The following is a 26053-nucleotide window of genomic DNA, read 5'->3' as shown; positions in this document are numbered from 1 at the left end:
GGCATGGTTCCCGGATGCGTCTGCCCGCTGACCTGTCGAGATGGCGGCGGGCGGCAGAGCTCGTCGGGCGGCGAGCCGAGTGCTCGTTCCTGGACCAGTTGATCGCGACTGTGCGTTCGGGCGACAGCGAGGCACTCGTCGTGCACGGAGAACCCGGCGTGGGCAAGACGGCGCTGCTCGAGTACCTGGCGGTCCAGGCACTCGGGTACCGGGTGGTCCGCTGCAACGGAGTCCAGTCGGAGATGGAGTTGCCGTTCGCCGGGCTGCACCAGCTGTGCGCGCCGTTGCTGGACCGCCTCAGTGATCTGCCTGCCCCGCAGGCCGCGGCGCTGCGTACCGCGCTCGGCCTCGCGTCGGGCTCGGCGCCGGACAGGTTCCTGGTCGGTCTGGCCACCCTGGGCCTGCTCTCGATGAGTGCACAAGATCAACCGCTGCTGTGCCTCGTCGACGACTACCAGTGGCTCGACGGCGCCTCGGCACAGGTGATCGCCTTCGTGGCCAGGCGTCTGGACGCGGAGTCGGTCGGTCTGGTGGTGGCGACCCGATCAGTGACCCAGGAGCTCGAAGGTCTGCCCGAACTGATGGTCCGCGGGTTGGCGGTGGCCGACGCCGGAGCCTTGCTGGACAGTGTGCTGACCGGCCCGGTCGATTCGACGGTGCGTGATCAGCTGGTGGCCGAGACCCGGGGCAATCCCCTGGCGCTGCTGGAACTGCCTCGCGAGTTCACTGCCGCGCAGCTGGCCGGCGGGTTCGGGCTGCCCGGCGCTGGGCCGCTGTCGGGCCGGATCGAGGAGAGTTTCGTACGCCGCGCGGCGGCCCTGGACGAATCAGCCCGGCAGCTGCTGCTCGTCGCGGCCGCCGACCCGTCGGGCGACTCCGCTCTGGTCTGGCGAGCTGCGACCGCCCTCGGCATCGACTCCGCCGCCGCGACCCCCGCGGTCGAGACGGGCTTGCTCGAGCTCGGCGCCCGTGTCCGGTTCCGCCACCCGCTGGCCCGGTCAGGCATCTACCGTTCCGCCACGCTCCAGCAACGCCAGCAGGTCCACCACGCGCTGGGCGAGGCCACCGACCCGAACCTCGACCCCGACCGTCGCGCGTGGCACCGAGCCCAGGCTGCCACCGGCCCCGACGAGCACGTGGCCACTGAGCTCGAACTGTCCGCGGGCCGTGCTCGTGCTCGTGGTGGGCTCCCGGCGGCAGCCGCCTTCCTGCTCCGTGCGGCCACCCTCACGGTCGACCCCGGCCTTCGGACCGTACGCGCGCTCGCCGCCGCCGAGACCCACCTTCAGGCCGGCTCCTACACCGCGGCGAACGACCTGCTGACCATGGCCGAGGCCGGTCCGCTCACCGACCTCCAGCGCGCCCGCACCGACCTCGTCCGTGCCCAGCTCGCGTTCGTCACCAACCGCGGAAAGGACGCGCCCCCGCTCCTGCTGCGGGCCGCGGAACATCTGCGGTCGGCCGACCCCCAGCTGTCCCGGACCACCTACCTCGACGCCCTCTCGGCCGCGATCTTCGCCGGACGGTTCGCCGTCCCCGGCGGCGACGTGATCACCGTCGGGCAGCGAGCTGCGACCGCACCGCCGTCAAGTGCACCCCGCGTGCCGGACCTCCTGCTCGACGGCACCGCCGCTCGTTTCAACCACGGCTACACAGCATCGTTGGCGACGCTGCGTACCGCCCTGCGCGAAGTCGACGCCCACAAGCCGGCTGAGGAAGAGCTGCGCTGGCTGTGGCTGGCCTGTACGACCGCGCTCCGGGTCTGGGACGACGAGCGGTGGGACGTGCTGTCGGTCCGGCACCTCGACCTCGCCCGGCAGGTCGGTGCCCTCAGCGAACTGCCGCTCGCCCTGACGTCGCGCGCGTACCTGCTGCTCTTCGAAGGACGACTCGATGCCGCGGAGGCGATGGCCGACGAGGAGCAGGCGATCAAGGAGTCGGCCGGAACCGCCTTGGCGCCGTACATCGCGCTGGGACTGGCTGCCTTCCGTGGCAGCGCGGACCGGATGTCCGAGGTGTACGGCGCCATGGTGCCCGGGGTGACGCAACGCGGTGAAGGCGTCGGCATCACCTTCGCGGAGTGGGCCAGAGCGTTGCTGTTCAACAGTCTTCGGCGCTACGACGAGGCCTTGTGCGCCGCGCGGCGAGCGGTCGAGTACCTCCCGGACGCCGGATCCCTGATCTGGGCGCTGGTGGAGCTCGTCGAGGCAGCGGTCCGCACCGAGAACCAGGACGCGGCGGTCGACGCCTACGAGCGATTCGCCGAGATGGCCGCCGCCAGCGGGACCGACTGGGCGCTGGGCCTGCAGGCACGTTGCCAGGCGCTCCTCAACCACGACGTGGCGGCCGAGGAGCTGTACCGTGAGTCGATCGAGCGGCTCGGCCGGACCAGGCTGCGCGTGGACCTCGCCCGGGCACACCTGCTGTACGGCGAATGGCTGCGCCGCGAGCGGCGGCACAACCAGGCCCGCGAACAGCTCCGGACCGCGCACACGTTGTTCGAGACGATGGGGCTGACCGCCTTCACCGAACGCACCGCCCGCGAGCTCCGCGCTGCCGGCGGCGCGGCCCGCAAACGCGTCGATGCCGGCCGGTACGACGACCTGACCGCCCAGGAGGCCCAGATCGCCAGGATGGCCCGCGACGGCCTCTCCAACCCTGAGATCGCCGGCCGGCTCTTCATCAGCCCGCACACGGTCCAGTACCACCTCCGGAAGGTGTACACCAAGCTCGGCGTCAGCTCCCGCAAGCAGCTCGAAGTCGTCCTGAGACCCGTTGGCGGCACCTGACCAGTGCCCGCACCGGTGATCTCCCGGACGCGGCCGGTGGCCGTGGCCTCGACCATGACGGTGTGCCTGAACGCCTGCCGTGCCGCAAGTCCGAGCTCCGGACGCTGTTCCTGTTCGAGAAGCTCGACGACGCCAAGCTCGACTGGTTGTGCCGCAACGGATCGGTGGCCCGCTTCAAGCCCGGCGACATCTACCGTGAGGACGACCTCGCGACCAACTTCTACGTCCTGCTCGACGGCGAACTGGTGATCTCCCGCCGGACCGGTGCCGAGGACGTCGAGATCAACCGCACCAGCCAGGTCGGTGCGTACGCCGGCGCCTGGCGGACCTTCTTCGGTGACGGGGTGGACCACACCCTGGACAACACGCTGCGCGCGACCCGCCCGTCCCGGTTGTACGTCCTGGCCGCCGACAAGTTCGCGGCCGCGGTCCGGGAGTGGTTCCCGATGCCGCTGCACCTGCTGGAGGGCCTGTTCCTGGGCATGAAGAACACCCAGCGGGCGATCAGTCAGCGCGAGCGACTGGTTGCCCTGGGCTCGCTGTCGGCAGGGCTCATGCACGAGCTGAACAACCCCACCGCGGCGGCCATGCGGGCGACGGCCGCCATCCGGGAGCGGGTCGCCGGTCTCCGCCGGGCACTCGCGACGATCGCTTCCAGCGGCCTCGACAGCGCCACCTTGGCCGGGCTCGCCACCCTCCAGGAACAGCTCCTCGAACAGTTGCCGCTGGTCTCGGTCGCGACTCCGCTGGACGTTGCCGATCGTGAGGACGAGCTGACCGACTGGCTCGCCGCCCGGGGTGTCGCCGGCGGCTGGCGGATGGCACCGACGTTCGCGCAGGCCGGGTTGGACGCGGACCGGCTGGACTCGATCTCCCGCGGCACCGGCGACGCGGCGGCCCTGGAGAACGTGCTGGACTGGCTGCACCACACGATCGACCTCGAGCTGTCGATGAACGAGATCGACGACTCCACCACCCGGATCTCCACGCTGGTCACCGCCGCCCAGCAGTACACCCAGATGGACCGTACGCCGTACCGGGAGGTCGACGTGCACCAGCTGCTCGACAGCACGCTGGTGATGCTCACCCACACGATCGGCGACGGGGTCACGGTGGTCACCGACTTCGACCGCAGCCTGCCGGCGGTGCCGGCGTACGCGGCCGAGCTGAACCAGGTCTGGACGAACCTGATCACCAACGCGGTGGACGCGATGGACGGCCACGGCAGACTCACCGTCCGGACCGGGCGCGACCACGACCGGTTGCTGGTCGAGATCGCCGACACCGGACCGGGCATCGCCGAGGCGATCAAGGACCGGATCTTCGAACCGTTCTTCACCACCAAACCGGTCGGTGCCGGCACCGGGCTCGGCCTGGACATCGCCTGGCGGATCGTGGTCGACAAGCACCGCGGCACGCTGTCGGTCGACTCCTCCCCCGGCGACACGCGCTTCGTCGTCCGCCTTCCACTCGGACCGCCCTCGGAGCGCGGAGACGGTTGATTCCGACGCCCGGACCGGTGCCGCGGATCGGGTCTGTCAGGCCATCGCCGGCCAGTACTGGGCCCACGGGGCAGCTGCTTCGAAGGCGGCCGACGCACGCAGTACGTCGGCGTCGGCCAGGTGCCGACCGACGATCTGCAGCCCGACCGGCAAGCAGTCCGTGGTGAACCCCGCCGGGACGGACGCCGCCGGCTGACCGGTCAGGTTGATCGGGAAACTGAAGCCGAGCCACGCCGTCGAAGCAACCATCCGCTCGTCGATGATCTCGGGACCCTGGGTGTGGAGCGGGAACGGCGGAACCGCCAGCGTGGGTGTGATCAGCAGGTCGTAGTCGGCCATCAGCCGCCACATCTTGTTGTTCACGGCCTTGCGCGTCATCCGGGCGCTGGTCAGCTCCTCGGCGGTCCAGTTCCGGCTGAGCAGGTCCACCAGGTGCGGCGACATCCGCGTTCCGTACTCGTCGAGCAACGCACGCAACCCGGCCAGGTCGCTGTCGGCGACCACCACCGCCCAGAAGGCGTGGAACGGATCGTCCCACCCGGGATGGGCCTCCTCCAGGACGCACCCGAGGTCTCGCTCGAACACCTCGGCCGCCCGCGCGGTGATCTCCCGGACCGCGGGGTCGACGTCCAGGTAGCCCCAGTCGGGTGAGAACGCGACGCGCAGACCGCGGATCCCGCCCTCGGGGGCCGACAACCAGTCGACGTCACCGGCCGGCAGCGAGAACCGGTCGCGCGGGTCCGGCCCGGCCAGCACCGACAGGGCGAGCGCGGCGTCGGCAACGGTTCGGGTCAACGGGCCGATGTGCCCGAGGCTCTCCCAGCTGGACGCGCCCGGGTACCTCTGGTCGCGCGCGCCGGGGTACATCGGTACTCGTCCCATCGACGGCTTGAACCCGTAGATCCCGCAGTGCGCCGCGGGGATCCGCACCGATCCACCACCGTCGGTGCCGAGCGCCAGCGGCCCGATCCCCGCGGCGACCGCGGCGCCCGACCCGCTGCTGGACCCACCCGGCGTCATCGCGATGTTCCACGGGTTCCGCGCGGCCGGGGACACCGGGTTGTGGCCGGCTCCGCTGTAGCCGAACTCCGGCACCGTGGTCTTGCCGAGGACGACAGCATCAGCGGCCTTGATCCGTTCGACCACCACGTCGTCCTCGTCGGGCACGAAGTCGCGGTAGATCGGCGATCCCATCGCTGTGCGCACCCCCTTGGTGCTGATCAGGTCCTTGATCGCGACCGGTACGCCGGCCAGCGGCCCGACCGGTTCGTTGCGGGCGATCCGGTCGGTGACCTGCGCCGCCTTCGCGCGGGCCGCGTCCCGGGTGGGCTCGCAGAACGCGTGCAGTACCGGGTCGAGCCGGTCCATCCGGTCGAGCACGGCCTCGGTCACCTCGACGGGCGAGATGTCCCTGGCGCCGATCCTGGCCACCAGTTCGGTGGCGGACATCCGGCAGATTTCCTCGGTCATCGATCTCCTCAGGTCGTCGGCGCGTCCGCGCCGCGACACCGATGTTCGTGATCAGCCGATCACGTCGCGTCAGGGATTGCCCTAGCGATCCGACGGGTGCCCGTACGCCGTACAGCGGGTGTCAACTGGGTAGCCGGTCACCCGCCGGTGGGTTGGCTACCCACTGGGGGATGCCCACGGCAACCATCGGCACGCACTCTGGACCTGGTCCAGGAGATGGATGTCAGGTCGAAGGAGCGAGATGACGACGGTGCACCACCGGTACGCGACGGTCGACGGGCAGGAGCTGTTCTACCGAGAGGCCGGCCCGGCCGACGCCCCGGTGGTGGTCCTGCTCCACGGCTTCCCGACCAGCTCGTTCATGTTCCGCCATCTGGTGCCGCTGCTGGCCGGCCGGTACCACGTGATCGCCCCGGACCACCTCGGCTTCGGGCTGTCCGACGCGCCGGCGGCCGACGAGTTCGGGTACACCTTCGACGCGCTCGCGAACCTCACCGCGAGTCTGCTGGAGCAGCTTGGTGTCACCCGGTACGCGATGTACGTCCAGGACTACGGTGCACCGGTGGGCTGGCGGCTGGCGCTGGCCCGCCCCGAGGCCGTCACCGCGATCGTCTCGCAGAACGGGAACGGCTACGAGGCCGGGCTGGCGGAGGATTTCTGGCGACCGGTGCGCGCGTACTGGGAGCGGCAGACGCCCGAGACCGAGTCCGCGCTCCGGCAGGCGATGACGCTGGACGCGATCCGGTGGCAGTACCTGCACGGTGTGCCGGACCAGAGCCTGGTGAGTCCGGAAGCCTGGTACCACGACTTCGCGATGGTCTCGCGGCCGGGAAACCACCAGGTCCAGCTGGCGCTGCTCGCCGACTACGCGACCAACCTGGCCCTGTACCCCCGGCTGCACGCGTACCTGAGGGACAGCCGGGTTCCACTGCTGGCGATCTGGGGACGCAACGACGAGATCTTCTGTCCCGAGGGCGCACTGGCCTTCGCCGAGGACGCACCGCACGCCGAGATCTCGCTGCTCGACGGTGGTCACTTCCTGCTGGAGAGCCACCTGGACACGGTGGCGAGCACGGTCGGGCAGTTCCTCGACCGGATCCCGCTCTGACCACCACCATGACGGCAGACGGTCTGACTGTTCCGAGTCCGCAGCTACCCCTCGCGGGGCGCGGACCTGAGCGCGCTCGGCTACGGCAGCTGCTGGCGACGACGGTGTCCGGCCGGAGCGCGGTTCTGGTCCTGCGTGGTGACCCTGGACTCGGCAAGACCGCCCTGGCGGAAGACCTGGCCTCCAACGCCACCGGCCATCGGGTGATCCGCATCCGCGGGACCGTCGCGGAGGCTGCGATGGCGTACGCGGCTCTGCACCTGCTGTGCTCCGCACTCCCCGTCGAGCTCGCGCGACTCGAGACTCATCAGCGCGACGCGCTGGAGACGGCCGTCGGTCTGCGTGCGGGCCCGCGACCCGATCGCTTCGTCCTCTGCGTGGCGGTGCTGTCGCTGCTGACGCTCGCGGCCGAGGAGCAGCCGGTCCTGTGCGTCGTCGACGACCTGCAGTGGCTCGACGAACCGTCGACCTCCGTCCTGTCCTTCGTGGCTCGACGGGTCGGACCGGTCCCCGTCGCGCTGCTGTTCGCCGATCGCGGCGATCGGGTCACCGGCCTGCCGGAGCTCGTCCTCGACGGGCTCACCCACCTGGACGCGCACCAACTGATCGACGCGGCGCTGCCCGCTGTCCTGGATCACGCCGTACTCGAGCGGATGATCGCGGAGGCGAGAGGAAATCCACGCGTGCTGCTGGACTCGGTCCGCACCGCGTCGCCGGTGACGCTCGCGGGCGGCTACGACTCAGACCCGTCGTACCGCGGCGAGCCTGCTCTCCTCGACGGCCTCGCGCCGGCCAGCAGGTCGCTGCTGATCCTCGCGGCCGCCGAACCGATGGGCGACCCGGTGCGGCTGTGGCGGGCCGCGGCCCGGCTCGGTCTGGAGGCCGGTGCCGCGCAGCAGCTCGAAGCCATGAACCTCGTCTCGTTCGGCGCCTGGGTCGTGTTCCGGCATCCCCGCCTGCGCTGGACGATCTACGGGCTGGCTTCGGGCGCGGAGCGGCGCCGCGCGCACGAGGCACTGGCCCTGGTGACCGATCCGCTGACCGAGCCCGACCGCCGGGTGTGGCACCTCGCGCACAGCCTGGTGGGCACCGACGACGCGGTCGGTGACGAGCTGGCGCGGTCGGCCGGCAAGGCCCTGGAGCGTGGGGGCCTGGCGGCCGCCGCGGCCTTCCTCGAGCGCGCGGCCATCTGCTCGGCCGATCCCGGACTCCGGGTCGAACGTGCCGTCCTGGCGGCTGACGCGTACCACTCGGCAGGCGCGGCCGACGCGGCCGTCCGGCTGCTCGCCGCCGCCGAGCTCGGTGCGCCCGACGCACTCGGCCGGGCACGGATCCAGCGGGTCCGCGCCCGGATGGCGTTCGACGCGAGCCGCGGCCGCGCGGCCGTCGGCCAGCTGATGGAGGCCGCCCGGGACCTCGAACAGTGCCGGCCGGAGCTCGCCGGCCCGGCGTACGTCGAGGCGATGGGCGCGGCCGTCTTCACCGGGCACGTGGACCTCGTCGACGAAGCTCTCGTCCGGCTCTGCGATCAGCAACCCGGAGGAAGCGACCGGCTGATCGAAGGTGTCGCCCAGCTCTGCACATCCGGCTACGCCGCCGCCGTCGAGCCGCTGAAGCTGGCGCTGAAGACGTTCGACCAGGAGCCCGCGGAGGACACCCGCTCGCGCCTGCTGTCCTGTCTGGTCGCCGCGGAGTTGTGGGACGGCTCCGCCTGGCGAGTGCTGACCAGTGAGCAGCTCGAGCTGACTCGGCTGACAGGAGCACGGACGCTGCTGCCGTACGTACTGACCCACCGCGCGCTGGCCGAGATCCAGACCGGCGAGTTCTGCGCCGCCGAATCGCTGGTGGCGGAGGCGACGGCGACCGCCAGAGCGGTCGGCACACCTGCGTTCCCGCATGCGGCATGGTTGCTCGCGGCCTGGCGCGGTCAGGACGCACCGGCCCTCCCGGCGCCGGAACGGAACGGCCGAGGTGCGGCGGCCGGCGTGGCGCGCTACGCCGCGGCGATCCTCGCGAACGGCGCCGGCGCCTACGGGCGAGCGGTCGAAGCCACCCGAGCGGTCCTCGATCACGACGCCTTCGAGCTGCAGGGATGGTCACTTCCCGAGCTCGTCGAAGGTGCGGTCCGTGCCGGTGACCTCGACACAGCGGCCGAAGCGCTCGATCGGCTGTCGGAACGAGCGTGCCTGGCCGGGACGAACTGGGCGCTGGGCACCGAGGCGCAGTCGCGCGCTCTGCTGCTCACCGGCCGGGCCGCCGAGGACGCCTACCAAGAAGCGATCGACCGGCTGGACCGGTCCGGGATCAGAACTCAGCTGGCCCGGGCCAACCTGCTGTACGGCGAGTGGCTGCGCAGGCAGGGCCGGCGCGTCGACGCCCGCGGTCCCCTGCGCGCCGCGCACGAGTCGTTCGTCGCGATGGGCGCCGCGGCCTTCGCCGAGCGGACGCTGCGCGAACTGCTCGCCACCGGGGAGCGGGCACGGCGGCGCGAGCTCACCGCACCGTCCACGCTCACCGCGCAGGAGAACCGGATCGCGGCGCTGGCGCGCGACGGCCGTTCCAACCCGGAGATCGCGACCACGCTGTCGATCAGTCCGCGCACCGTCGAGTACCACCTGCACAAGGTGTTCACCAAGCTGGCCATCACGTCCCGCACCGAGCTCCACCTCGTCCTGGCCGACGGGCCGCCGTGATCGGTCAGCCCTTGCGCAGATCGGGAGCGGGCGCACCGAGCACCTCGCGCCGCGCCCGGTCCCAGGCGGTGCGCATCGCGGCCTGAACCACCTTCGACCGGTGGCCGAGAATGCGCACCGCCGCACCACGACCAGCGGGCAGCTCGGTCACCCCCGCCAGAATGTCCGGTACGCCGGCGAGCGCGTCCCGCAGAGCGGCCACCAGCTCCGCCGCCGGCGTGGCCGGACAGAGCACGTATAAGCCGGCCACGACGTCGTACTCGCCCAGAACTCCCGGTGCGCCGGGGGCGTCCATCTCACCGGGCCGCAGCCGCAACGTGTCGGCGAAGAGCAGCGACCCGTCCGGTGCCCGGACCTCGGTGTCGGCCCAGAACAGGTCGTAGACGTGCAGTTCGTCCCGCGCCACCCGGCCCGGCAGCAGGATCTCGCCGAGGATCGCCGTGGCGTCGTCCGCCACGGTGAGACACGTCCGCTGGTACAGCCGTGATCCCCGGAACGGGATCACCGGATCGGGCAGGTACTCGAGCACTCCGCCGGCGCCGACCTGCAGGTTGACCAGCTGCGTCGCGAAGTCGTCCTGCGCCCTGAAGACCTTCGTCGCGGCCTGCGTCGTGACGTGCACGGCCGATCCCGCCGCGCAGTCGATGTCCACCCGGTACCGGTCGCCCTGAACGAACCCGTCCCCCTGCTGCTGCAGGAACACGAAGGCCATCCCGGGCCGCAGCGGGTCCAGGTAGATCGGCCGGTAGATGTACAACGGGGAGCGCTGGTACTGCCGCACCACCCTGGTCCGGCCGGCCCTCGGCGCGACCGCCAGATCCAGTACCCCGAGCTTCCCCGCCGCTCCGACCCCCAACCCACCCTGGACCTCCGCACCGAACGCCAGCACCTCCTGCGGCAACCCCTTCGGAGTGCACCAAGCCCGATCGTCGCGCCGGGTCATACGGGATCGGCGGCAGGCGCGTACCGGGCGATCACCTCACCGATCCGGCCGGCCACCTCGTCGAGCCCGTCGCCGGTGAAGCAGTTGGTGAAGACGAACGGCCGGCCTTCCCGCACGGCGCCGGCGTCGCGGTCCATCACCGAGAGATCGGATCGGACCAGGTCGGCCAGATCCACCTTGTTGATCACCAGCAGGTCGGAGTGCGTCACTCCGGGGCCTCTCTTCCGCGGGATCTTGTCGCCCTGGGCGACGTCGATCACGAAGACGAAGTAGTCGGCCAGCGCCGCACTGAAGGTGAGCGTGAGGTTGTCGCCTCCGGACTCGACCAGGACGACGTCGGCGTCGGGGAACCGGTCGGTGAGCTCCGCGACCGCGTCGAGGTTCATCGTCGGGTCGTCGCGGACGGCGGTGTGCGGGCAGGAGCCGGTCTCGACACCGACCACGCGTTCCGGTGCCAGCACGCCGGCGAGCGTACGGCGTACGTGCAGGGCGTCCTCGCTGGTGAAGATGTCGTTGGTGACGACCAACGGTTGGTGCCCCGCGGCGATCAGCAGCGGGACCAGCGCCTCGATCAGCGCCGTCTTCCCCGAGCCGACCGGCCCGCCGACACCGATGCGCGGGATCCCCGGTGCCCGGACCTCGGCGAACTGCGGAGCCGGCTCGTGCCCGTGCCCGTGTCCGTGACCGTGTGCGTCCATGGATCTGTCTCTCCTTCGTCAGCTGGCGAACAGCCGGAGCTCGGTCTCCTCGTGCCGCATCGCCATCACGTCCAGCAGCGGTGTGCAACTGGTGATGTCGGGAACGTCCTTCCCGGCGGCGGCCTCCGCGGCCGAGGCCAGGTGCGGGCGTACGTCGTGCAGGACCGTTTGCGCCGTACCGTGATCGGTCACAGCGAGCCGGACAGCCGCGGCCACCCAGCTGGCGGCGAACGCGAACAGTTCACCCGCCACCGCCTCGGGACGGGGCACGCCCAAGGAGGCGCTCAGCACTCCGAGGACGACCGCATGGTTGCCCTGGGCCCGCTTGCCGGCCACCTCGTGCGCGAGAATCGTCAGTGCCGCGGTGTCGAACGCCGGGCGCGCCACTCTGAGCAGGGCCCGCCCGGTCCGCGTCGACGTCTCACGCGCCTCCCGCGACACCTTCACCGCCGTCAGCCGCTCGTCGGCCCTGCGCACCAGGTCGAGATCGAGCGAGTCCGGGCCGTTCACCGCGCGATGTGCACAAGCCAGCGCCACACCGTCCGACGGGCCGACCGACAACCGCACCTGGTCGCGCAGCAGCGCCGCCAGCGTCGACGGGGCGCTCGGCATCGTCAGCCGTCGCGACTGCACCAGCGTCTCCAATCCGTACGACAGCGTGTACCGGCCGCTCGGAAACGCCGAGTCGCTCAGCTGCAGCACGGACAACAGCCCAGCCAGGCGATCGGGCATCAGACGATGTAGTAGAGCTGGGACATCGGAACCTCTTCGGACGCCGGGACGACAGCCGGTTCACCGTCGACCCTGACTTGGTAGGTCTCGCTGTCCACGGTGATCTGTGGCGTCAGGTCGTTGCGCACCATCTGCGCCTTGCCGACCGTCCGGCACCCACGGACGGCCTCGGTCCACCGGTCGACCCCGAGCCGTTCCATCACCCGCGCGTCCTGCGCCGCCTGCGACACGAAGGTCACCGACGTACGCCCCGCGGCCTTGCCGAGTCCGGCGAACATCGGTTGCAGCAAGACCGGCTCCGGCGTCGGGATCGACGCGTTCGCATCGCCCATCACCGACCAGGCGACCATCCCGCCCTTGATCACGTACTTCGGTTTGACGCCGAACGTGTTAGTCGGCCACAGCACGATGTCGGCCAGCTTGCCCGGCTCCAGCGACCCGACCACGTGCGCGATGCCGTGGGTCAGCGCCGGGTTGATCGTCAGCTTCGCCAGGTACCGCAGGATCCGCTGGTTGTCGTCGCCGGCGGTCTCCCCCGGCAGGCTGCCGGCGACCTTCTTCATCTTGTCCGCGGTCCGCCAGCAGGTCGTCACGGTGTCGCCGACCCGGCCCATCGCCTGCGAGTCCGACGAGTACATGCTGAGAACGCCGCGATCGTGCAGAACGTCCTCGGCCGCCTCCGTCTCGGCCCGGATCCGCGACTGCGCGAACGCGACGTCCTCGGGATTGTCCGGGTTCAGGTGGTGGGTCACGATCGTCATGTAGAACAGGTTGTCGGTCGTGTCGGTGGTGTACGGACGCGTCGGATTGGTTGACGAAGGCAACACGTTGGGCAGCGACGCGATCGCCATCATGTCCGGTGCGTGCCCGCCGCCGGCGCCCTCGGTGTGGTAGCTGTGGATCGTCCGGCCGTCGATCGCGTCGAGCGTGTCCCCCAGGTACCCGCTCTCGTTCAGCGTGTCGGCGTGCAGCGCCACCTGTACGTCGTACTCGTCGGCCACGGTCAGCGCACAGTCGAGCGCCGCCGGAGTGGCACCCCAGTCCTCGTGCACCTTCAGCCCGCAGGCGCCGGCCTCGACCTGTTCGCGCAGACTCTCCGGACGGCTGCTGTTGCCCTTACCCATGAAGCCCACGTTCACCGGCAAGGTCGCGGTCGCCTCCAGCATCCGGGCCAGGTTCCACGGGCCCGGCGTACAGGTCGTTCCCTTGGAACCGTCGGCGGGACCGGTGCCGCCCCCGAGCATCGTCGTGATCCCGCTCGCCACGGCGTGCGGGACCTGCGCGGGGGTCAGGAAGTGCACGTGGGTGTCGATCGCACCGGCCGTCGCGACCAGTCCCTCGCCCGAGATCACCTCGGTCCCGGGTCCGATCAGCAGGTCCGCCGACACGCCGTCCTGCAGGTAGGGGTTGCCGGCTTGCCCGATCCCGACGATCCGCCCGTCCCGGACACCGATGTCGGCCTTCACGATCCCGATCACCGCGTCCATCACCACGACCGACGTGATCACCAGATCCAGCGCCCCGTCCGCGTTCCGTAGCCCCGGCACCTCGGCCATGCCGTCCCGGATCGACTTGCCGCCGCCGTAGATCGCCTCCTCCCCCGGGAGGATCAGGCTGCGCTCGACCCGGGCGAACAGTTCGGTGTCGGCCAGCCGGAACCGGTCGCCGGTGGTCGGCCCGTAGAGCGAGGCGTACTGCCGTCTGGAGACCGTGGTCATCGCTGCTCCCCCGCTCCCGAGAAGCCTCGCTCGCGGGCCGCGGCGAGCGCCTGAGCACGCGACCGCGGGTTGGACGCCGCGCCGTCCAGCAGGCCGCTGAACCCGACGACGCGCCGCGACCCGCCGAACTCGACCAGGTCGACGTCCCGCTCGTCGCCCGGCTCGAACCGGACCGACTGACCCGACGGGACGTCGAGGCGCATGCCCAGCGCCGCCGTCCGGTCGAAGTCCAGGGCCCGGTTCACCTCGAAGAAGTGGTAGTGCGACCCGACCTGGATCGGCCGGTCACCGGCGTTGCGGACCGCCAGTCGCACGGTCCGCCGGCCGGCGTTGATCTCGATCGGCTCGTCCGACAGCAGCCACTCGCCTGGAATCATCTCGCCCCTACGGAATCGGGTTGGCCACGGCCACCAGTTGGGTCCCGGTCCGGAACGTTGCCTCGACCTGGACGATGTTGACCATCTCGGGCACGCCCGGCAGTACGTCGTCGCGGGACAGCACCTGTTTGCCGAGCTCGGTCACCTCGGCGACCGACCGGCCGTCCCTGGCCGCTTCGAGCAACGCCTCGGTGATCAGTGCGATCGACTCCGGGAAGTTCAGCTTCAGGCCGCGCTCCCGGCGCCGCCGGGCCAGGTCCGCGACCTGGTAGATCACCAGTTTCTCGACCTCCCGGGGAGTCAGCATCAGCGACGACACCGTCGCCTCGATGCGCGGCTCCCCGGGTGCACCGTCGGTCATCGGCTCAGAACCCGGCCAGGCCCTGCGGGCTGTTGTACGGGATCTGCGCGCTGGTGATCTCGCTGAGCGAGCCGTCCGCCTGGACGGCGTACCCGATCAGCTTCGAGGCGTTCGCGTAGATCTGGTACAGGTAGCTGCCGTCGGGGGTGATCAGGTTGTCGCTCGGGCCGCTGCTGACCGTTCCGTTGAGCGCGCGGAACGTTCCGTCGCCGGGAACCTTCGGGCACGCGGAGTTGTGCACCAGCGAGACGACGTCGCCGTCGATCCGGAAGCTGCTGATGTTGCTGTAGCCGAAGTTCGTGGCGAACACCCACTGGTCGTCCGGCGAGACCGCGAGCCAGCACAGCTCCGACGGCAGCCCGGCACTGGTGTCGATCTTCACCACCGGTCCGGTACCGATCTTGCCGTCCTCGGCGAGCGACGCCAGCGCGACACCGTCGGCCACGGCGTACCCGATCACGAACTGGTCGGGCCGGTGGTGCAGGAACGCGGGGTAGAACGGCGAGCCGCCACCGCCGTCCTGGAACAGGCCCTCGCCCAGCGAGCCGTCCTGCTGGACGGGGAACACCACGATCCCGTCGGGATCGGGTGCGTTGGACGCGACCGACTTCTTCGATCCGTCGGGCTGGTCGGCCCACAGGATCGGAGAACCGTCCGGGTTGGCCTTGGCCGGCTCGTCGAAGGTCGTCCCGACGACGAGGTACTTCTCGTCCGGTGAGAGCACCACCATCGTCGACACTCGCAGCGGCTTGTCCGGGGTGTTCACCGTGTACCCCTCGGGCCGGGCCTTGAGCTTGCCGTCGGCATCGACCGACATCAGCCGTACGTGGTCCGGACCGAACGAGTGCAGCACGAACAACGTGCCGGACGCCGGCAGGTACGCCAGCGACTTCGCCGTACCGCTGCGGCCGGTCACCAGGTTGCCGGTCCGCTTGACGTCGACGAGCGTCAGCTTGCCGTCCTCGCCGACCCCGAAGCTCGAGACCGAGTTGTCCCCGCCGTTGGTGGTGAACAGGAAGCGCTTGTCGGCACTCAGGATCACGCTGCCGGCCGCTTCGAACGCGTTCGGCGCGCTCTCCTGGCCACTGATCGGCTTGTACACCCCGGACCCCGCACCACCGGTCGCGACCCGCTCCACCTCGGTGATCGTCCCGTCGGTGTCCCGGGCGTAGTGGATCACGAAGTTCCTGACCTCGTTGGTCTGGATGTACAGGTGCCCGGGGGCCCGCATGCCTTGCTCCATCACTGTTGTCCTCGCTTCTTGGTCTGGTCTAGCGCTCGTCGGTGCGTACGACGGCATCGATGACGTCGTTGAAGGCTTCGGTGGACGACGGGTGGGTGTACACGGCGTCGCGCAGCCGGCTCGCCGTGACGCCGTGGCGCATCGCCTGCGCCACGAGGTTGACCAGTTCCTGCGCGTCGACGCTGAGCAGCGTCGCGCCGAGGATCTCGTCGGTGTCGAGGTCGATGACGAACTTCATCACGCCCCTGGTCTCGTGTACGACGTACGCGCGTGGCATCGAGATGATGTCGGCCACGGGCTGACTGGCCACCTTGATCCGGAACCCCGCTTCGCGGGCCTCCCGCTCGGTGAGGCCGACGTTCGCCAGCGGCGGAGTCATGAACAAGGTCCGGGGGATCGCCACCCGGTCCGTGGTGGCTCGCTTGCCGTCGCCCACCAACTGGTCGAGCACGATCCGGCTGTCGTCCAGCGAGATGTAGGTGAACTGCGGCCCGCCGTTCACGTCGCCGAGCGCGAAGATGTGTGGCCGGCTGGTGCGCAGGTACTCGTCCACCTCGACCGCGCCACCCGCGGTCGTGCGGACCCCCGCGGCCTCGAGCCCGAGACCGTCGGTCGCCGGCCTGCGCCCTGCCGCGGCCAGGACGGCGTCGACCTCCAGCGTCTCCTCGCGGCCGTCGTTCAGGTACACGACCGTCGCGGTGCTGTCGCCGTCGCGCACCTGGGTGATGTTCGCACCGGTGACGATCTCGATCCCCTCGTCGACAAGGATCTTCTCCGCGACCGTGGCGATGTCGTCGTCCTCGCGGTCGAAGATCGCGGCGCCCGACTCGAACAGCGTGACCTGCGAGCCGAAGCGGCGGTAGATCGCCGCGAACTCGACACCCAGGTAACCCCCGCCCACGATCGCCAGGTGCTTCGGCAGCTCGGTGCGGTGGATCAGGTCCGTACTGGTCACCAGGTACTTGCTGTCCCGCAGGCCGGCGATCGCCGGGATCACCGGCGTCGACCCCGTGTTGATCAGGATGTTCTCGGCGCTCACCGTCACCGGACCCTGCACGGTGCCCACCCGCACCGTGCGGTCGTCGATGAACTCCGCGTGCCCGGTCAGCACCGTAGCGGTGTCCAGGTTGTTCATCCCGTCGAAGTTCCCCTGACGGAACAGCGAGGTGATCTCGTGCACCTCCCCGACAGACCGCTGGTACCACTCCTGGGGCTCGTCGGAGGGGCGGCGGTTGTTGGCAGCGTGGACCAGAGCCTTGGTCGGCACGCATCCGACGTTCGGGCAGGTTCCGCCGTACATCTGGTCGGACTGCTCGACGACCACGACTTGTCGGCCCAGTCGCGCCATCGCACCCGCGACCGCCTTTCCCCCTTTGCCGAAACCGACGACCAGGAGGTCTGCCCGTAGTGAACTCTCGTTGTTTCGCATGATGTCGGCCTCTACACCTCAGGGGTTCCAGCGCTACGCCACCCAGACTCGGGCTTGCGTCCCACCCCCGCATCGAGGAATCCCCGAGCCCCGCACCCTGGTGGCTTCCGGGACTGGGCACTCCCCCGGGCAGACACGGACGCGAACGGCAACGACTCACCGCTTGGCTGGCCGACGGCATGCCGCGACGAGGAGGAGACACTGTGACCGCAGCACTGGAGCAACGCACGATCCTGGTGGTCGGACGGGAGAGCGGGATCGCCCGCGCCGTCGTGGGCGCGGTCCTGGCGCACGGTGCGAAGGTCGTGGTCGCCGGCCGTGACGCCGCCCGGCTGCGTGCGGCGTACGACGACCCCGGAGTCGCCGCCGAGACCGTCGACCTCACCGACGAAACGAGCGTCGTGCGGCTGGCCGAACGGCTGGGCCAGGTCGACCACATCGTGTCGACGGCCTCGGCACGGGCCAGAGGACAGGTCGGTGAACTCAGTCAGGCCACGATGCTGGCGTCGTTCGACACCAAGGTGCTGGGCCCGATCCTGCTGGCCAAGCACTTCGCGCCGCGGATGCCGGCCGACGGTTCGTTCGTGCTCTTCTCCGGCTCATCGGCTCGCAAACCGTCGATCGGGATGCTCGCGGTCGCCGCGACGAACGGAGCGGTCGACGTGGTCACCCGATCCCTCGCCGTCGAGCTCGCACCGATCCGGGTCAACGCGATCTCCCCCGGCACCATCGACACCGGCGCGTACGACGCGCTCGGCGAGGACCGGAAGGCCGCCTTGTTCGCTCAGCGCTCGGAGACCAACCCGGTCCGCCGGATCGGTACCGCGGACGACATCGCCGAAGCGGTCGTCTTCGCCCTCACCAACACGTTCCTCACCGGAGTCTCGCTCGCCGTCGACGGCGGCGAACCCCTCGTCTGACCGGACCGCCGGTCCACCTGACCCACAACCAGACCTGACGGTCGTCACGAAAGGGCATTCCCATGTCTGCACTCCCCCAGATCGAGCTCGACGACGCCTCCGACGAGGCCGCCAAGCTGCTCGGCGAGCTGAAGCGAAGCATCGGCTCGATCCCCAACATGGCCAAGGCGATGGCCAACAGCCCCGCCGTGCTGCAGGGCTACCTGGCGCTGTCCGGCGCCCTGGCCACCGGCGTACTGCCGGTCGCCGTCCGCGAGCGCCTCGCCCTCGCGACCGCCGAGTACAACCGCTGCACCTACTGCCTGTCGGCCCACACCTACCTCGGCAAGAACGTCGCGAAGCTCGACACCGACGAGATCGAACGCGCCCGGCACGCCCAGTCGTCCGATCCCCACGTCGCCGCGCTGCTCACGCTCTCCGACGCGATCGCCCGCGGCCAGGGCACCGTCGACGAGGTCGCCCTCAAGACCGCCCGCGCCGCCGGCGTCACCGACGCCGAGATCAGCGAGGTGATCGGCAACCTGGCGCTCAACATCCTCACCAACTACTTCAACATCGTCGCCGACACCGACCCCGACCTCCCGGTGGTCATGCCGCACGACCACGCCTGACCCCGGAACCGACGGACCGGCCGCAGTTACCTGCGGCCCGATCCCTACGTGGTGCTCCGATCGAGGTCAGGAAAGGCGAGCAGTTTGAGGGCGTGCTCGGACGGCGTACCGGGCTTGGCCAGGTACACGAACAGGGCTTGGTCAGGGTCGCCGGGGAAAGTGACCACCTCGGACTCGACGGTGAGGTCGCCGACGACCGGGTGGTGCAGACGCTTGGTGCCGTGGCTGAACTCGACCACCTTCTGCTCGGCCCACCACTTGCGGAAGTGCTCGCTCTTGATCGACAGCTCGCCGACCAGCTCGGTCGTCTTCGGGTCGTCCGGGTAGCGGGCCGCGTCCATCCGGAGGGCTCCGACCAGCTCGGCGACGATGCGTTCCCACTCGTCGGCCCACAGCAGCCGGGCCGCGTCGTCGAGCAGCACCCAGCGCACCGCATTGCGGTGCTTGGCCGGCATCGACGGGAAATCGGCGAGCAACGCCCGCGCCGACCGGTTCGCGGCGAGGACATCCGTGCGACGACCGAGCACGTACGCCGGCGCGTCCCCGAGCTGCTCGATCAGCGCGAAGACCCCCGGCCTGACCACCTGCCCTGACCGCGCCGTACGGCTGCGGGTAGGTCGCGCCCGCACAGCGACCGTCTCGAGATAGTTGCGCTCGGCCCGGTCCAGCTGCAGCGCGCCGGCGATCGCGTCCAGTACGGCGTCGGACGGCTCGATCGGCCGGCCCTGCTCGAGGCGCGTGTAGTAGTCGACACTCACGCCGGCGAGCTGGGCCAGCTCCTCGCGGCGCAGACCAGGGACCCGGCGTTTCTGCTCGTCCAGGATCCCCAGCGCGGCCGGATCGAGCGCGGCCCGCCGCGCCCGCAGGAAGTCTCCCAGCTCCTCGTTTCGGGTCATACCGCCATCATCCTCCGCCGACCGGCTGCTGGACGGCAGCTACCTGGCCCTCCGCGTCCTAGGCAGCGCCGACCCAGGACGCAAAGGGCTCGCTCCAGCGCCCTACCGGGCCGCCCCGATGGATTGACTGGATGCCGTCAGCAACCATCGCGAAGGAGAAACCCCATGTCCACCTGGCTCATCACCGGCGCCACCTCCGGCTTCGGCCGCCTCGTCGCCGACCGCGTCCTGGCCGCCGGCCACTACCTGATCGCGATCGGCCGCCGCCGCGACCGCCTCGACGAGCTCGTCAGTTCCGCACCCGGCCAGGTCACGGCGATCGCGCTCGACGTCACCGACGCCTCCGCCGAGCAGGTGATCGCCGACGCGGTCCGCGCCGCCGGAGGCCTCGACGTCGTCGTCAACAATGCCGGCTACGGCCTCTTCGGCGCAGTCGAGCAGACCGACGCCGACGCGGCGAAGGCCATCTTCGACACCAACGTGCTCGCCAACCTCGCCGTACTCCGAGCCACCCTGCCCGCGATCGGCGCCTCCAAAGGCCGCATCATCCAGTTGTCCTCACTGCTCGGTTCCTTCTCCTGGCCGTCGTCCGGCCTGTACTCCGCGTCGAAGGCCGCGGTGGAGATGCTCAGCGAGGGCCTCGCCCACGAGCTCGCCCCGACCGGCGCCAAGGTCACCGTCATCCAGCCCGGCACCTTCGCCACCGAGTTCGTCGGTACGGCGCACGTCGTACCGCCGAACGAGACCTACCAGCCCACGGTCGGCGCGTTCCTCGAACAGATCTCGCAACTGCCCCCGGAAGCGCTGGGCGACCCCAACACGGTCGCCGACGCCATCCTCACTGTCGCCACCATGGACGAGCCACCCCTGCGCCTCGCCGTCGGCCAGGACTCCATCGACGCCATCCGCAACGCCCTGCAAACCCGCTTGACCGAACTGGGGGCGTGAACCGCGATCCGCTGGCCACCGGGCGGGCCGACGAAATGTCAAAGGGAGGTCAGTCGGCTACGACCTTCGCTGTGAAGGCACCTTGACCAGCGAAGGATGACCATGCACACCATCAGCCCGTTTCGTATCGACGTTCCGCAGCGCGAGCTGGATGATCTCCGGCAGCGGCTGGATAGAGCGCGATTCACCGAGGAGTTGCCGGATGCAGGCTGGGACTACGGCGTACCGGTGGCCTACGTCCGCGAGCTCGTCGCGCACTGGCGGACGGAGTACGACTGGCGTGCCTGGGAGGCCAGGCTGAACGAGTACCCGCAGTTCACGACGACGATCGACGGGCAACGGATCCATTTCCTGCACGTGCGTTCACCGGAGCCGGATGCGCGGCCGCTGATCCTCACCCACGGCTGGCCGGGTTCGGTCGCGGAGTTCCTCGACGTGATCGGGCCGTTGACCGATCCACGGGCCCACGGCGGCGATCCCACGACGGCCTTTCACCTCGTCGTTCCGTCGCTGCCGGGGTTCGGCTTCTCCGGGCCCACGACCGAGCGCGGCTGGGGACCGCGCCGGATCGCAGCAACCTGGGCGGAGTTGATGGCGCGACTCGGGTACGACCGCTACTGCGTGGCGGGCAACGACTGGGGAACGTTCGTCTCGCTGGAGCTCGGCAGAATCGCGCCGGAGCGAGTCGCCGGCGTCCACGTGACGCAGATCTTCACCGGTCCGACCGGCGAGCCGGGCGAGCTGGACGACCTCACCGAGGCCGAGCAGGCAGCCCTGGACAACGAGCGAGAATTCGAGCGGACCATGAGCGCGTACGGCGTACTCCAGACCCAGCAACCCCAATCGCTGGCGCACGCGCTCGCCGATTCACCGGTCGGCCTGCTCGGCTGGCACTGCCTGATCTACCGCGGCGGGCTGGACCCCGACTTCATCCTGACCAACGTGATGATCCACTGGCTCACCGGCACCGTCGCCTCAGCGATGCGCATCTACTACGAGTTCGCCCAGCAGGACGGCCCCACCACCCCGACGACCGTACCGGTGGCACTGGCCCAGTTCAGCGAGGACACCATGCCGGTCCGCCGCTTCGTCCACCGCGACCACAAGAATGTCGTGTCCTGGAACGTCTACGACCGCCCCGGCCACTTCGCCGCAACCCAGTCACCGGACCTCCTGGTCCCCGACATCCAAAACTTCTTCAAGCACCAGACCGTATGACCGACGAACGACAAACCCAGAAGAGTTCTTCGCGAAGAACTCTTCTGGGTTAGGCTGTGCTTCATGAATGCTCAGGAGCCAGCAGAGGACGTCGTCCTGGATGTGGCTGCCTTGCGTGTGCTCGCGCACCCGATGCGGCTGACGTTGCTGGAGCACCTGCGGCAGCATGGCCCTGCGACTGCGCGACAGCTCGCAGAGCATTACGAGATCGACTCCGGCGCCGCGAGCTACCACCTCCGGCAGTTGGCAGCCGGCGGACTGATCGACGAGGACACCCAGCGGGGCACCAAGCGCGACCGCTGGTGGCAGGCCCGGCATCGGTCGTCGGTACACGATCCTGCACGCGGCGGTCCTGACGAGCGAGAGGACAGCCGCGGCTACCTGCACGCGGTGCTGCTCGCGTACAGCGATCAGTTGCGACGGCTGGCGTACACCGCGCCGCTGCTGCCCGACGAGTGGTACGAGGCGTCAACGTTCAGCAACTACACACTGCGCTTGACCCCCGACGAACTGCTTGAACTGAAGTCAGAACTCGCCGCGGTGATCAACAGGTACCGCCGCGACGACGACGCAACTGGAACACCAGTGGCCATCCAGCTCCACGGCTATCCACTGCTCGAACCAGACGATGACGCCTAGCCACGCACCGCCAACGGCTGCCTACCGGGACCGCAACGTCCTGCGCTGGGCGACGGCGTACACCGCATCGGTCAGCGGCGACATCGTCTTCTTCCTGACCTTGTCCTGGGCGGTGACGCAGGTCGCCGGGCCGGCGCAGGTCGGCGCGGTGCTGGCCGTCGGAGCCGTTCCCCGGGCGCTGCTGATGCTGGCCGGCGGGGTGGTCGCCGACCGGTACGGCCCGCGCCGAGTGGTGATCGGCAGCGACTTCGCTCGCTGCGTGATCATCGCCTGCGCTGCCGCGCTGACGCAGTTCACCGCGGGCGGGTTGCCAGTCCTGTACGCCGTCGCGCTGGTCTTCGGCGTGATCGACGCGCTGTTCATGCCTGCCGTGGGGGCTCTGGCGGGCCGGCTCACTGATCCAGGACAACTCGGCCGGGTGCAGGGACTGCGGGTCCTGGCAGTCCGGGTCAGCAACGCGGTCGGTCCGATGATCGCCGCGATCGTGTTGGCCGCCGCCGGTGTCGCTGCAGGCTTCGGTCTTGCCGGGCTGCTGTTCAGCCTGTCTTTCGGCCTCCTCCTGGCGGTCCGGCTCAATCGAGGACAGACCGCCGAGCCGTCGACCGGCTCACCGTTGGACGATCTCCGCGCCGGGCTCCGCTACCTCTGGAGCAACCGTCAACTGGCCCGCCTCGTCGTGGTGGTCGGACTGAGCGAGCTGTGCTTCAGCGGTCCGGTCGGAGTCGGTCTGGTCCTACTGACCTCCGAGCGGCAATGGGGTCCGGCCGTCCTCGGCTGGGCCCTGAGTGTGTTCAGCATCGGAGGTGCACTCACCGGAGTTCTGCTGACTGCACTGCCTCGCGTCCCACGAGCGGGAGTCGTGCTCATCGCGAGCCTGACAGCTACCGCCGTACTGGTCGGTGCCTTGGGCCAGGTCACCTCGGCCGGCGCCCTCATCGTCGGCGCTGCTGCGCTCGGAACGATCAGCGGCACGGCGATGGCCATCGCCAACGCTCTGCTCCAGCGTTCGACCGAACCCAGCTATCTCGGCAGAGTCGGATCGGTCACCTCCCTGTGCACCCTCGGCCTGAGCCCTCTGCTCTACCCGCTCACCGGCCTGGTCACGGCCGCGTGGGGCACTGGCGTCTTCTTCGCCGGATGCGCCTTGGTATGCCTGCTGGCCGCACTCACCGCCGCGACGGCCAGAGCGATACGCCGCGCCGAACTCTGACGCCAGGGCGAGGATCCCGGACCGGAACTCACCGCCGCCGCAGGTCAGCAGGGATCCGGCCGACAGCGATGGCGATCGCCTCGGCGGCTGTGGTGACGTGGTGCAGCGCGGGGCCGTTCCACCACTCTCTGATGGTGTAGTCGCCGCTTCCCCGGGGTGAGTCGATCGAGACGAAGGGCGGGGAGAACGGGTAGCTGGGCGTGTTGGAGAAGCTCAATGCCCAGTGGCTTGTGAAGGGATAGAGCCTGCGGAGCTTCGGTTCGCCGTGGGCGGACTCGATGAGTGCCTGGTACTGCGGCCAGTTGGCGTGATCAGCGTCCTTCAGCAGCCACTGCCACTCTGAGGCGATCACATCGGCCGGGTTGTTGTCGGGGACCTCGAAACGTCCGGTCAGGAGGTCGAAGGTCGCGGCCTGCCTGATCTCGTCAAGACTGGCCCCCTCCGCCCAGCCGCGGATCACTGTCGGAAGAGCACTTAGGTCCTTGATCGTGCCGCAGATCATGAGCCTGTCGTTGGACGAGCCCCAGATGGTCCAGTTTCGTTCGTGATGCCACGCCGAGACGTAGGACGAGTGGCGATGTGGGACGACACTGGTGATCGTGGCATGGCGCAGTGGATCGGACGCGGTGACGGCCAGGGGAAGGGACAGACCTTGGTCAGCGGCCGCGGCTTGGAGCGCCGCGGCGAGGCTGCCGTGGACGGCCACATCCGGGTAGAGGACGGCTGGGTCTCGTTCACGACTCATGATGTTCCGATCTCCGGAACCCTCGAACGGATGCTGCCTCGCCTGACGCCGACCAGGAAGTCGCCGATCTTGGGGTCCCTGTCGCTGACCTTGGCTCAGGATCCTATGTCGCGGTCACGCTTGACTTCTCCCTCGTAGGCCAGGTTGCGCCAGCGGCGCACAAGGTACGTATCTTGCGCCGAGAGACGACGATGCAGCGTTGCCGTGATGAGTTGATGGCCACCACGGCAACGCCACTGACCGCTTTACCTGCAAGTCGGGCCTTCCGCCCGCTGATGCCCGATTTCAGCACTGCGGCGACCGGACTCCAGTTTCGAGCGACTTACCTCTTGACGCCGAGCTCGATCTGAGTCTTGAGATTCTCAAGAGACAGCAGAGCCGGTAGTGAGCTTCCGGGCCCTCCTGAGTACACGTACCGGTTACCTTGTCTTTCGTAGATGCCATCGCCACCGGTGACCAGTGTGCGTTGCTGGCCGTCGGACTTCTCCGTAGCCAGGAACAGTAGGTAGGTGGCCCCCTCCTTCATCAATCCGGCCAGCTCCGGTGCTGACACCTGATCGGATCCGACCTGGGAGACCTCTACAGCCTCGACCGGCGGGCCACCGGTCAGCGACTCGGCGATGGTGACCTGCGTGGTCGTCACCGGTATGCCGCGAACTTCGGTCACCGTACTCGGTCCAGCGACTCCGATGACGATGGTCTGGCTACGCTTCGTCAGCGCAGCCACATCCGCGATCCGGTTACCTTGAGTCAGATGAATCTGGGCTTGCGGTGAAGTGGGCGATGGAGCAGCCTGGCCGGTCGATGAGCATCCGGTTATGACGACCAGACACGCCAGCAGCACGCTGGCTGCCAGCGCACGAAAGTCACCCGTACAGGTAGTTCGCCGCAGCGACGTCTTCCGGTTGAGGTGACGAGATCTTGCCGCAGGTCTCGTACTTGTCGACGATGTCGATCTGCATGATGGAGATATCGCAGGTGTTCTTGTCGTTGGTGTGCGCCAAGCCGAGGGCATGACCAATCTCATGGACGTAGATGGCCTTCCGCTTGTTGGTCGTGGAGCTGTTCATGTAGTAGGTGTTCAGCCAGGTGACGATGGTCGTGTCCCAGCGCTGATCGTTGTCCTTACAACTGGTCGTGGGGACCTCCTTGCTGGTGTTCAGCGTGACTCCCCAAAGCTCGAGATTCATCCAGACTGCGCCAAAGTTGCCATTGGCAACCCGGATGTTGGCTCCCGAGTTCACCTTTGCCAGGTTGAACTGGGTGCTGGACGAATTCCAGTCCTGGATCGCAGCGGCCGCGGCGTTCGAGTACTGAACGGAAGTGGTTGCGTCCTCCCACTTCAGGTCGTTCCCGCTACTCGGGGGGAACTGGCAACCGATGAAGCCAGGCTGCGAACCCGCGAACGCCGTTGTGGCGGGCGCGAGGGCGGCTAACGCCAGGGCAGCAACCAGGATGCGTTTGATCACAGTGAATCTCCTCTGTCGTGGGTGAGCTGACCGTATGACCGGCAGAGGGCGCGACGGTCGGTTTCGGGTTGAAGTTGCAGCTAGTTGCAGGACGGCTAGGTCGGGACTGCGAGAGCGAATACCCTGACGCTGCGGATGCTGCGACCGCACCTCGCCACTCACCGGTGCCATTGGCAACGAACCCGCGCGATGACCAGGAGCCCAACCGATGCCGAACACCACGATCTGGACCTGATGCTTACCTTCTCGGTGTTTCTTGCCCTGCGGGTGGCGTGCGAGCACCCGAAGCGTGACGTCCACTCGCGAAGTCGGCGGAGCGCGGTGTCGAGTTCGC

Annotated in this window: 22 protein-coding genes and 1 pseudogene; 10 read left to right on the top strand and 13 right to left on the bottom strand. The window is 69.3% G+C overall.

Annotated features, from left to right (window positions below):
• Positions 1-14 precede the first annotated feature (14 nt).
• Both AB0M01_RS13930 and AB0M01_RS13925 read left to right on the top strand, forming a co-directional pair.
• Positions 15-2789, top strand: a complete 2775-nt coding sequence (locus tag AB0M01_RS13930; RefSeq protein WP_363669102.1) for an AAA family ATPase — start codon at positions 15-17, stop codon at positions 2787-2789.
• Positions 2790-2851: 62 nt separating this feature from the next.
• On the top strand, positions 2852-4291 hold the full coding sequence (locus AB0M01_RS13925; RefSeq protein WP_363669100.1) for an ATP-binding protein: 1440 nt from the start codon (positions 2852-2854) through the stop codon (positions 4289-4291).
• A gap of 36 nt (positions 4292-4327) precedes the next feature.
• Here the strand turns inward: AB0M01_RS13925 and AB0M01_RS13920 are convergent, their stop codons facing one another.
• The gene (locus tag AB0M01_RS13920) at positions 4328-5761 is read right to left on the bottom strand and encodes an amidase family protein (protein ID WP_363669098.1); all 1434 of its coding nucleotides are present in this window, start codon (positions 5759-5761) and stop codon (positions 4328-4330) included.
• A gap of 241 nt (positions 5762-6002) precedes the next feature.
• On the opposite strand from AB0M01_RS13920, the gene AB0M01_RS13915 reads away from it, so the two are divergent.
• Positions 6003-6869, top strand: a complete 867-nt coding sequence (locus tag AB0M01_RS13915; protein ID WP_363669096.1) for an alpha/beta hydrolase — start codon at positions 6003-6005, stop codon at positions 6867-6869.
• 8 nt (positions 6870-6877) lie between these two features.
• Positions 6878-9562 carry an AAA family ATPase gene (locus tag AB0M01_RS13910; RefSeq protein WP_363669094.1) on the top strand — a complete coding sequence of 895 codons (2685 nt, stop codon included), beginning with the start codon at positions 6878-6880 and terminating at the stop codon, positions 9560-9562.
• 4 nt (positions 9563-9566) lie between these two features.
• Here the strand turns inward: AB0M01_RS13910 and AB0M01_RS13905 are convergent, their stop codons facing one another.
• From AB0M01_RS13905 to AB0M01_RS13870, 8 genes and pseudogenes are all read right to left on the bottom strand, one after another.
• Positions 9567-10505, bottom strand: a complete 939-nt coding sequence (locus AB0M01_RS13905; RefSeq protein WP_363669092.1) for an urease accessory protein UreD — start codon at positions 10503-10505, stop codon at positions 9567-9569.
• Entirely contained in the window at positions 10502-11203 is a 702-nt protein-coding gene (ureG, locus tag AB0M01_RS13900; RefSeq protein WP_363669090.1) for an urease accessory protein UreG, read from the bottom strand. The genes AB0M01_RS13905 and ureG overlap by 4 nt, the downstream gene beginning before the upstream one ends.
• A gap of 18 nt (positions 11204-11221) precedes the next feature.
• Entirely contained in the window at positions 11222-11935 is a 714-nt protein-coding gene (locus tag AB0M01_RS13895; RefSeq protein WP_363669088.1) for an urease accessory UreF family protein, read from the bottom strand.
• On the bottom strand, positions 11935-13653 hold the full coding sequence (gene ureC, locus AB0M01_RS13890) for an urease subunit alpha (RefSeq protein WP_363669086.1): 1719 nt from the start codon (positions 13651-13653) through the stop codon (positions 11935-11937). Before ureC ends, AB0M01_RS13895 begins: the two co-directional genes overlap by 1 nt.
• 80 nt (positions 13654-13733) lie before the next feature.
• Positions 13734-14030: pseudogene (ureB, locus tag AB0M01_RS13885) on the bottom strand (urease subunit beta); the annotation flags it as partial.
• Positions 14031-14037: 7 nt separating this feature from the next.
• Complete coding sequence (locus AB0M01_RS13880) at positions 14038-14340, bottom strand: urease subunit gamma (RefSeq protein ID WP_363669464.1); 303 nt, start codon at positions 14338-14340, stop codon at positions 14038-14040.
• A gap of 55 nt (positions 14341-14395) precedes the next feature.
• A complete protein-coding gene (locus AB0M01_RS13875) occupies positions 14396-15634 on the bottom strand; it encodes a beta-propeller fold lactonase family protein (protein WP_363669084.1) in 1239 nt (412 codons plus the stop codon).
• A 28-nt stretch (positions 15635-15662) separates the two neighbouring features.
• A complete protein-coding gene (locus AB0M01_RS13870; protein ID WP_363669082.1) occupies positions 15663-17063 on the bottom strand; it encodes an FAD-dependent oxidoreductase in 1401 nt (466 codons plus the stop codon).
• 203 nt (positions 17064-17266) lie between these two features.
• On the opposite strand from AB0M01_RS13870, the gene AB0M01_RS13865 reads away from it, so the two are divergent.
• A complete protein-coding gene (locus AB0M01_RS13865) occupies positions 17267-17983 on the top strand; it encodes an SDR family oxidoreductase (RefSeq protein ID WP_363669080.1) in 717 nt (238 codons plus the stop codon).
• Positions 17984-18045: 62 nt separating this feature from the next.
• The gene (locus tag AB0M01_RS13860) at positions 18046-18594 is read left to right on the top strand and encodes a carboxymuconolactone decarboxylase family protein (RefSeq protein WP_363669078.1); all 549 of its coding nucleotides are present in this window, start codon (positions 18046-18048) and stop codon (positions 18592-18594) included.
• A 44-nt stretch (positions 18595-18638) separates the two neighbouring features.
• On the opposite strand, the gene AB0M01_RS13855 is transcribed toward AB0M01_RS13860, so the two are convergent.
• Positions 18639-19490, bottom strand: coding sequence for a helix-turn-helix transcriptional regulator (locus AB0M01_RS13855; protein WP_363669076.1), 852 nt, complete (start codon positions 19488-19490; stop codon positions 18639-18641).
• A 165-nt stretch (positions 19491-19655) separates the two neighbouring features.
• Between AB0M01_RS13855 and AB0M01_RS13850 the strand changes: the two genes are divergently transcribed.
• The 4 genes from AB0M01_RS13850 to AB0M01_RS13835 all read left to right on the top strand — a co-directional run bounded on the left by AB0M01_RS13850 (position 19656) and on the right by AB0M01_RS13835 (position 23505).
• Positions 19656-20438, top strand: a complete 783-nt coding sequence (locus AB0M01_RS13850; protein WP_363669074.1) for an SDR family oxidoreductase — start codon at positions 19656-19658, stop codon at positions 20436-20438.
• A gap of 102 nt (positions 20439-20540) precedes the next feature.
• The gene (locus tag AB0M01_RS13845) at positions 20541-21656 is read left to right on the top strand and encodes an epoxide hydrolase family protein (RefSeq protein ID WP_363669072.1); all 1116 of its coding nucleotides are present in this window, start codon (positions 20541-20543) and stop codon (positions 21654-21656) included.
• Between the two features lie 63 nt (positions 21657-21719).
• Positions 21720-22295 (top strand): helix-turn-helix domain-containing protein, encoded by a 576-nt coding sequence (locus tag AB0M01_RS13840; protein ID WP_363669070.1) that lies wholly within the window; start codon positions 21720-21722, stop codon positions 22293-22295.
• A complete protein-coding gene (locus AB0M01_RS13835; protein WP_363669068.1) occupies positions 22285-23505 on the top strand; it encodes an MFS transporter in 1221 nt (406 codons plus the stop codon). Before AB0M01_RS13840 ends, AB0M01_RS13835 begins: the two co-directional genes overlap by 11 nt.
• A gap of 28 nt (positions 23506-23533) precedes the next feature.
• On the opposite strand, the gene AB0M01_RS13830 is transcribed toward AB0M01_RS13835, so the two are convergent.
• The 3 genes from AB0M01_RS13830 to AB0M01_RS13820 all read right to left on the bottom strand — a co-directional run bounded on the left by AB0M01_RS13830 (position 23534) and on the right by AB0M01_RS13820 (position 25719).
• A complete protein-coding gene (locus AB0M01_RS13830; RefSeq protein WP_363669066.1) occupies positions 23534-24250 on the bottom strand; it encodes a DUF6193 family natural product biosynthesis protein in 717 nt (238 codons plus the stop codon).
• A gap of 322 nt (positions 24251-24572) precedes the next feature.
• Positions 24573-24977, bottom strand: a complete 405-nt coding sequence (locus AB0M01_RS13825) for a hypothetical protein (RefSeq protein ID WP_363669064.1) — start codon at positions 24975-24977, stop codon at positions 24573-24575.
• 139 nt (positions 24978-25116) lie between these two features.
• The gene (locus tag AB0M01_RS13820) at positions 25117-25719 is read right to left on the bottom strand and encodes a matrixin family metalloprotease (protein WP_363669062.1); all 603 of its coding nucleotides are present in this window, start codon (positions 25717-25719) and stop codon (positions 25117-25119) included.
• Positions 25720-26053: the final 334 nt, after the last annotated feature.

It is taken from the genome of Kribbella sp. NPDC051770, assembly GCF_040681455.1.
Classification (GTDB): Bacteria; Actinomycetota; Actinomycetes; order Propionibacteriales; family Kribbellaceae; genus Kribbella.
Note: the sequence above shows the minus strand (reverse complement) of the source record. Positions and strands in the feature narration are given on the sequence as shown.

What these genes read in the sequence shown, in the direction of transcription:
- AB0M01_RS13930 (WP_363669102.1), top strand. Translation starts at nt 15, where the DNA reads ATGCGTCTGCCCGCTGACCTGTCGAGATGGCGGCGGGCGGCAGAGCTC.
- AB0M01_RS13920 (WP_363669098.1), bottom strand. Translation starts at nt 5,761, where the DNA reads ATGACCGAGGAAATCTGCCGGATGTCCGCCACCGAACTGGTGGCCAGG.
- AB0M01_RS13915 (WP_363669096.1), top strand. Translation starts at nt 6,003, where the DNA reads ATGACGACGGTGCACCACCGGTACGCGACGGTCGACGGGCAGGAGCTG.
- AB0M01_RS13910 (WP_363669094.1), top strand. Translation starts at nt 6,878, where the DNA reads ATGACGGCAGACGGTCTGACTGTTCCGAGTCCGCAGCTACCCCTCGCG.
- AB0M01_RS13905 (WP_363669092.1), bottom strand. Translation starts at nt 10,505, where the DNA reads ATGACCCGGCGCGACGATCGGGCTTGGTGCACTCCGAAGGGGTTGCCG.
- ureG (WP_363669090.1), bottom strand. Translation starts at nt 11,203, where the DNA reads ATGGACGCACACGGTCACGGACACGGGCACGGGCACGAGCCGGCTCCG.
- AB0M01_RS13895 (WP_363669088.1), bottom strand. Translation starts at nt 11,935, where the DNA reads ATGCCCGATCGCCTGGCTGGGCTGTTGTCCGTGCTGCAGCTGAGCGAC.
- ureC (WP_363669086.1), bottom strand. Translation starts at nt 13,653, where the DNA reads ATGACCACGGTCTCCAGACGGCAGTACGCCTCGCTCTACGGGCCGACC.
- AB0M01_RS13875 (WP_363669084.1), bottom strand. Translation starts at nt 15,634, where the DNA reads ATGGAGCAAGGCATGCGGGCCCCCGGGCACCTGTACATCCAGACCAAC.
- AB0M01_RS13870 (WP_363669082.1), bottom strand. Translation starts at nt 17,063, where the DNA reads ATGCGAAACAACGAGAGTTCACTACGGGCAGACCTCCTGGTCGTCGGT.
- AB0M01_RS13860 (WP_363669078.1), top strand. Translation starts at nt 18,046, where the DNA reads ATGTCTGCACTCCCCCAGATCGAGCTCGACGACGCCTCCGACGAGGCC.
- AB0M01_RS13855 (WP_363669076.1), bottom strand. Translation starts at nt 19,490, where the DNA reads ATGACCCGAAACGAGGAGCTGGGAGACTTCCTGCGGGCGCGGCGGGCC.
- AB0M01_RS13850 (WP_363669074.1), top strand. Translation starts at nt 19,656, where the DNA reads ATGTCCACCTGGCTCATCACCGGCGCCACCTCCGGCTTCGGCCGCCTC.
- AB0M01_RS13845 (WP_363669072.1), top strand. Translation starts at nt 20,541, where the DNA reads ATGCACACCATCAGCCCGTTTCGTATCGACGTTCCGCAGCGCGAGCTG.
- AB0M01_RS13840 (WP_363669070.1), top strand. Translation starts at nt 21,720, where the DNA reads ATGAATGCTCAGGAGCCAGCAGAGGACGTCGTCCTGGATGTGGCTGCC.
- AB0M01_RS13835 (WP_363669068.1), top strand. Translation starts at nt 22,285, where the DNA reads ATGACGCCTAGCCACGCACCGCCAACGGCTGCCTACCGGGACCGCAAC.
- AB0M01_RS13830 (WP_363669066.1), bottom strand. Translation starts at nt 24,250, where the DNA reads ATGAGTCGTGAACGAGACCCAGCCGTCCTCTACCCGGATGTGGCCGTC.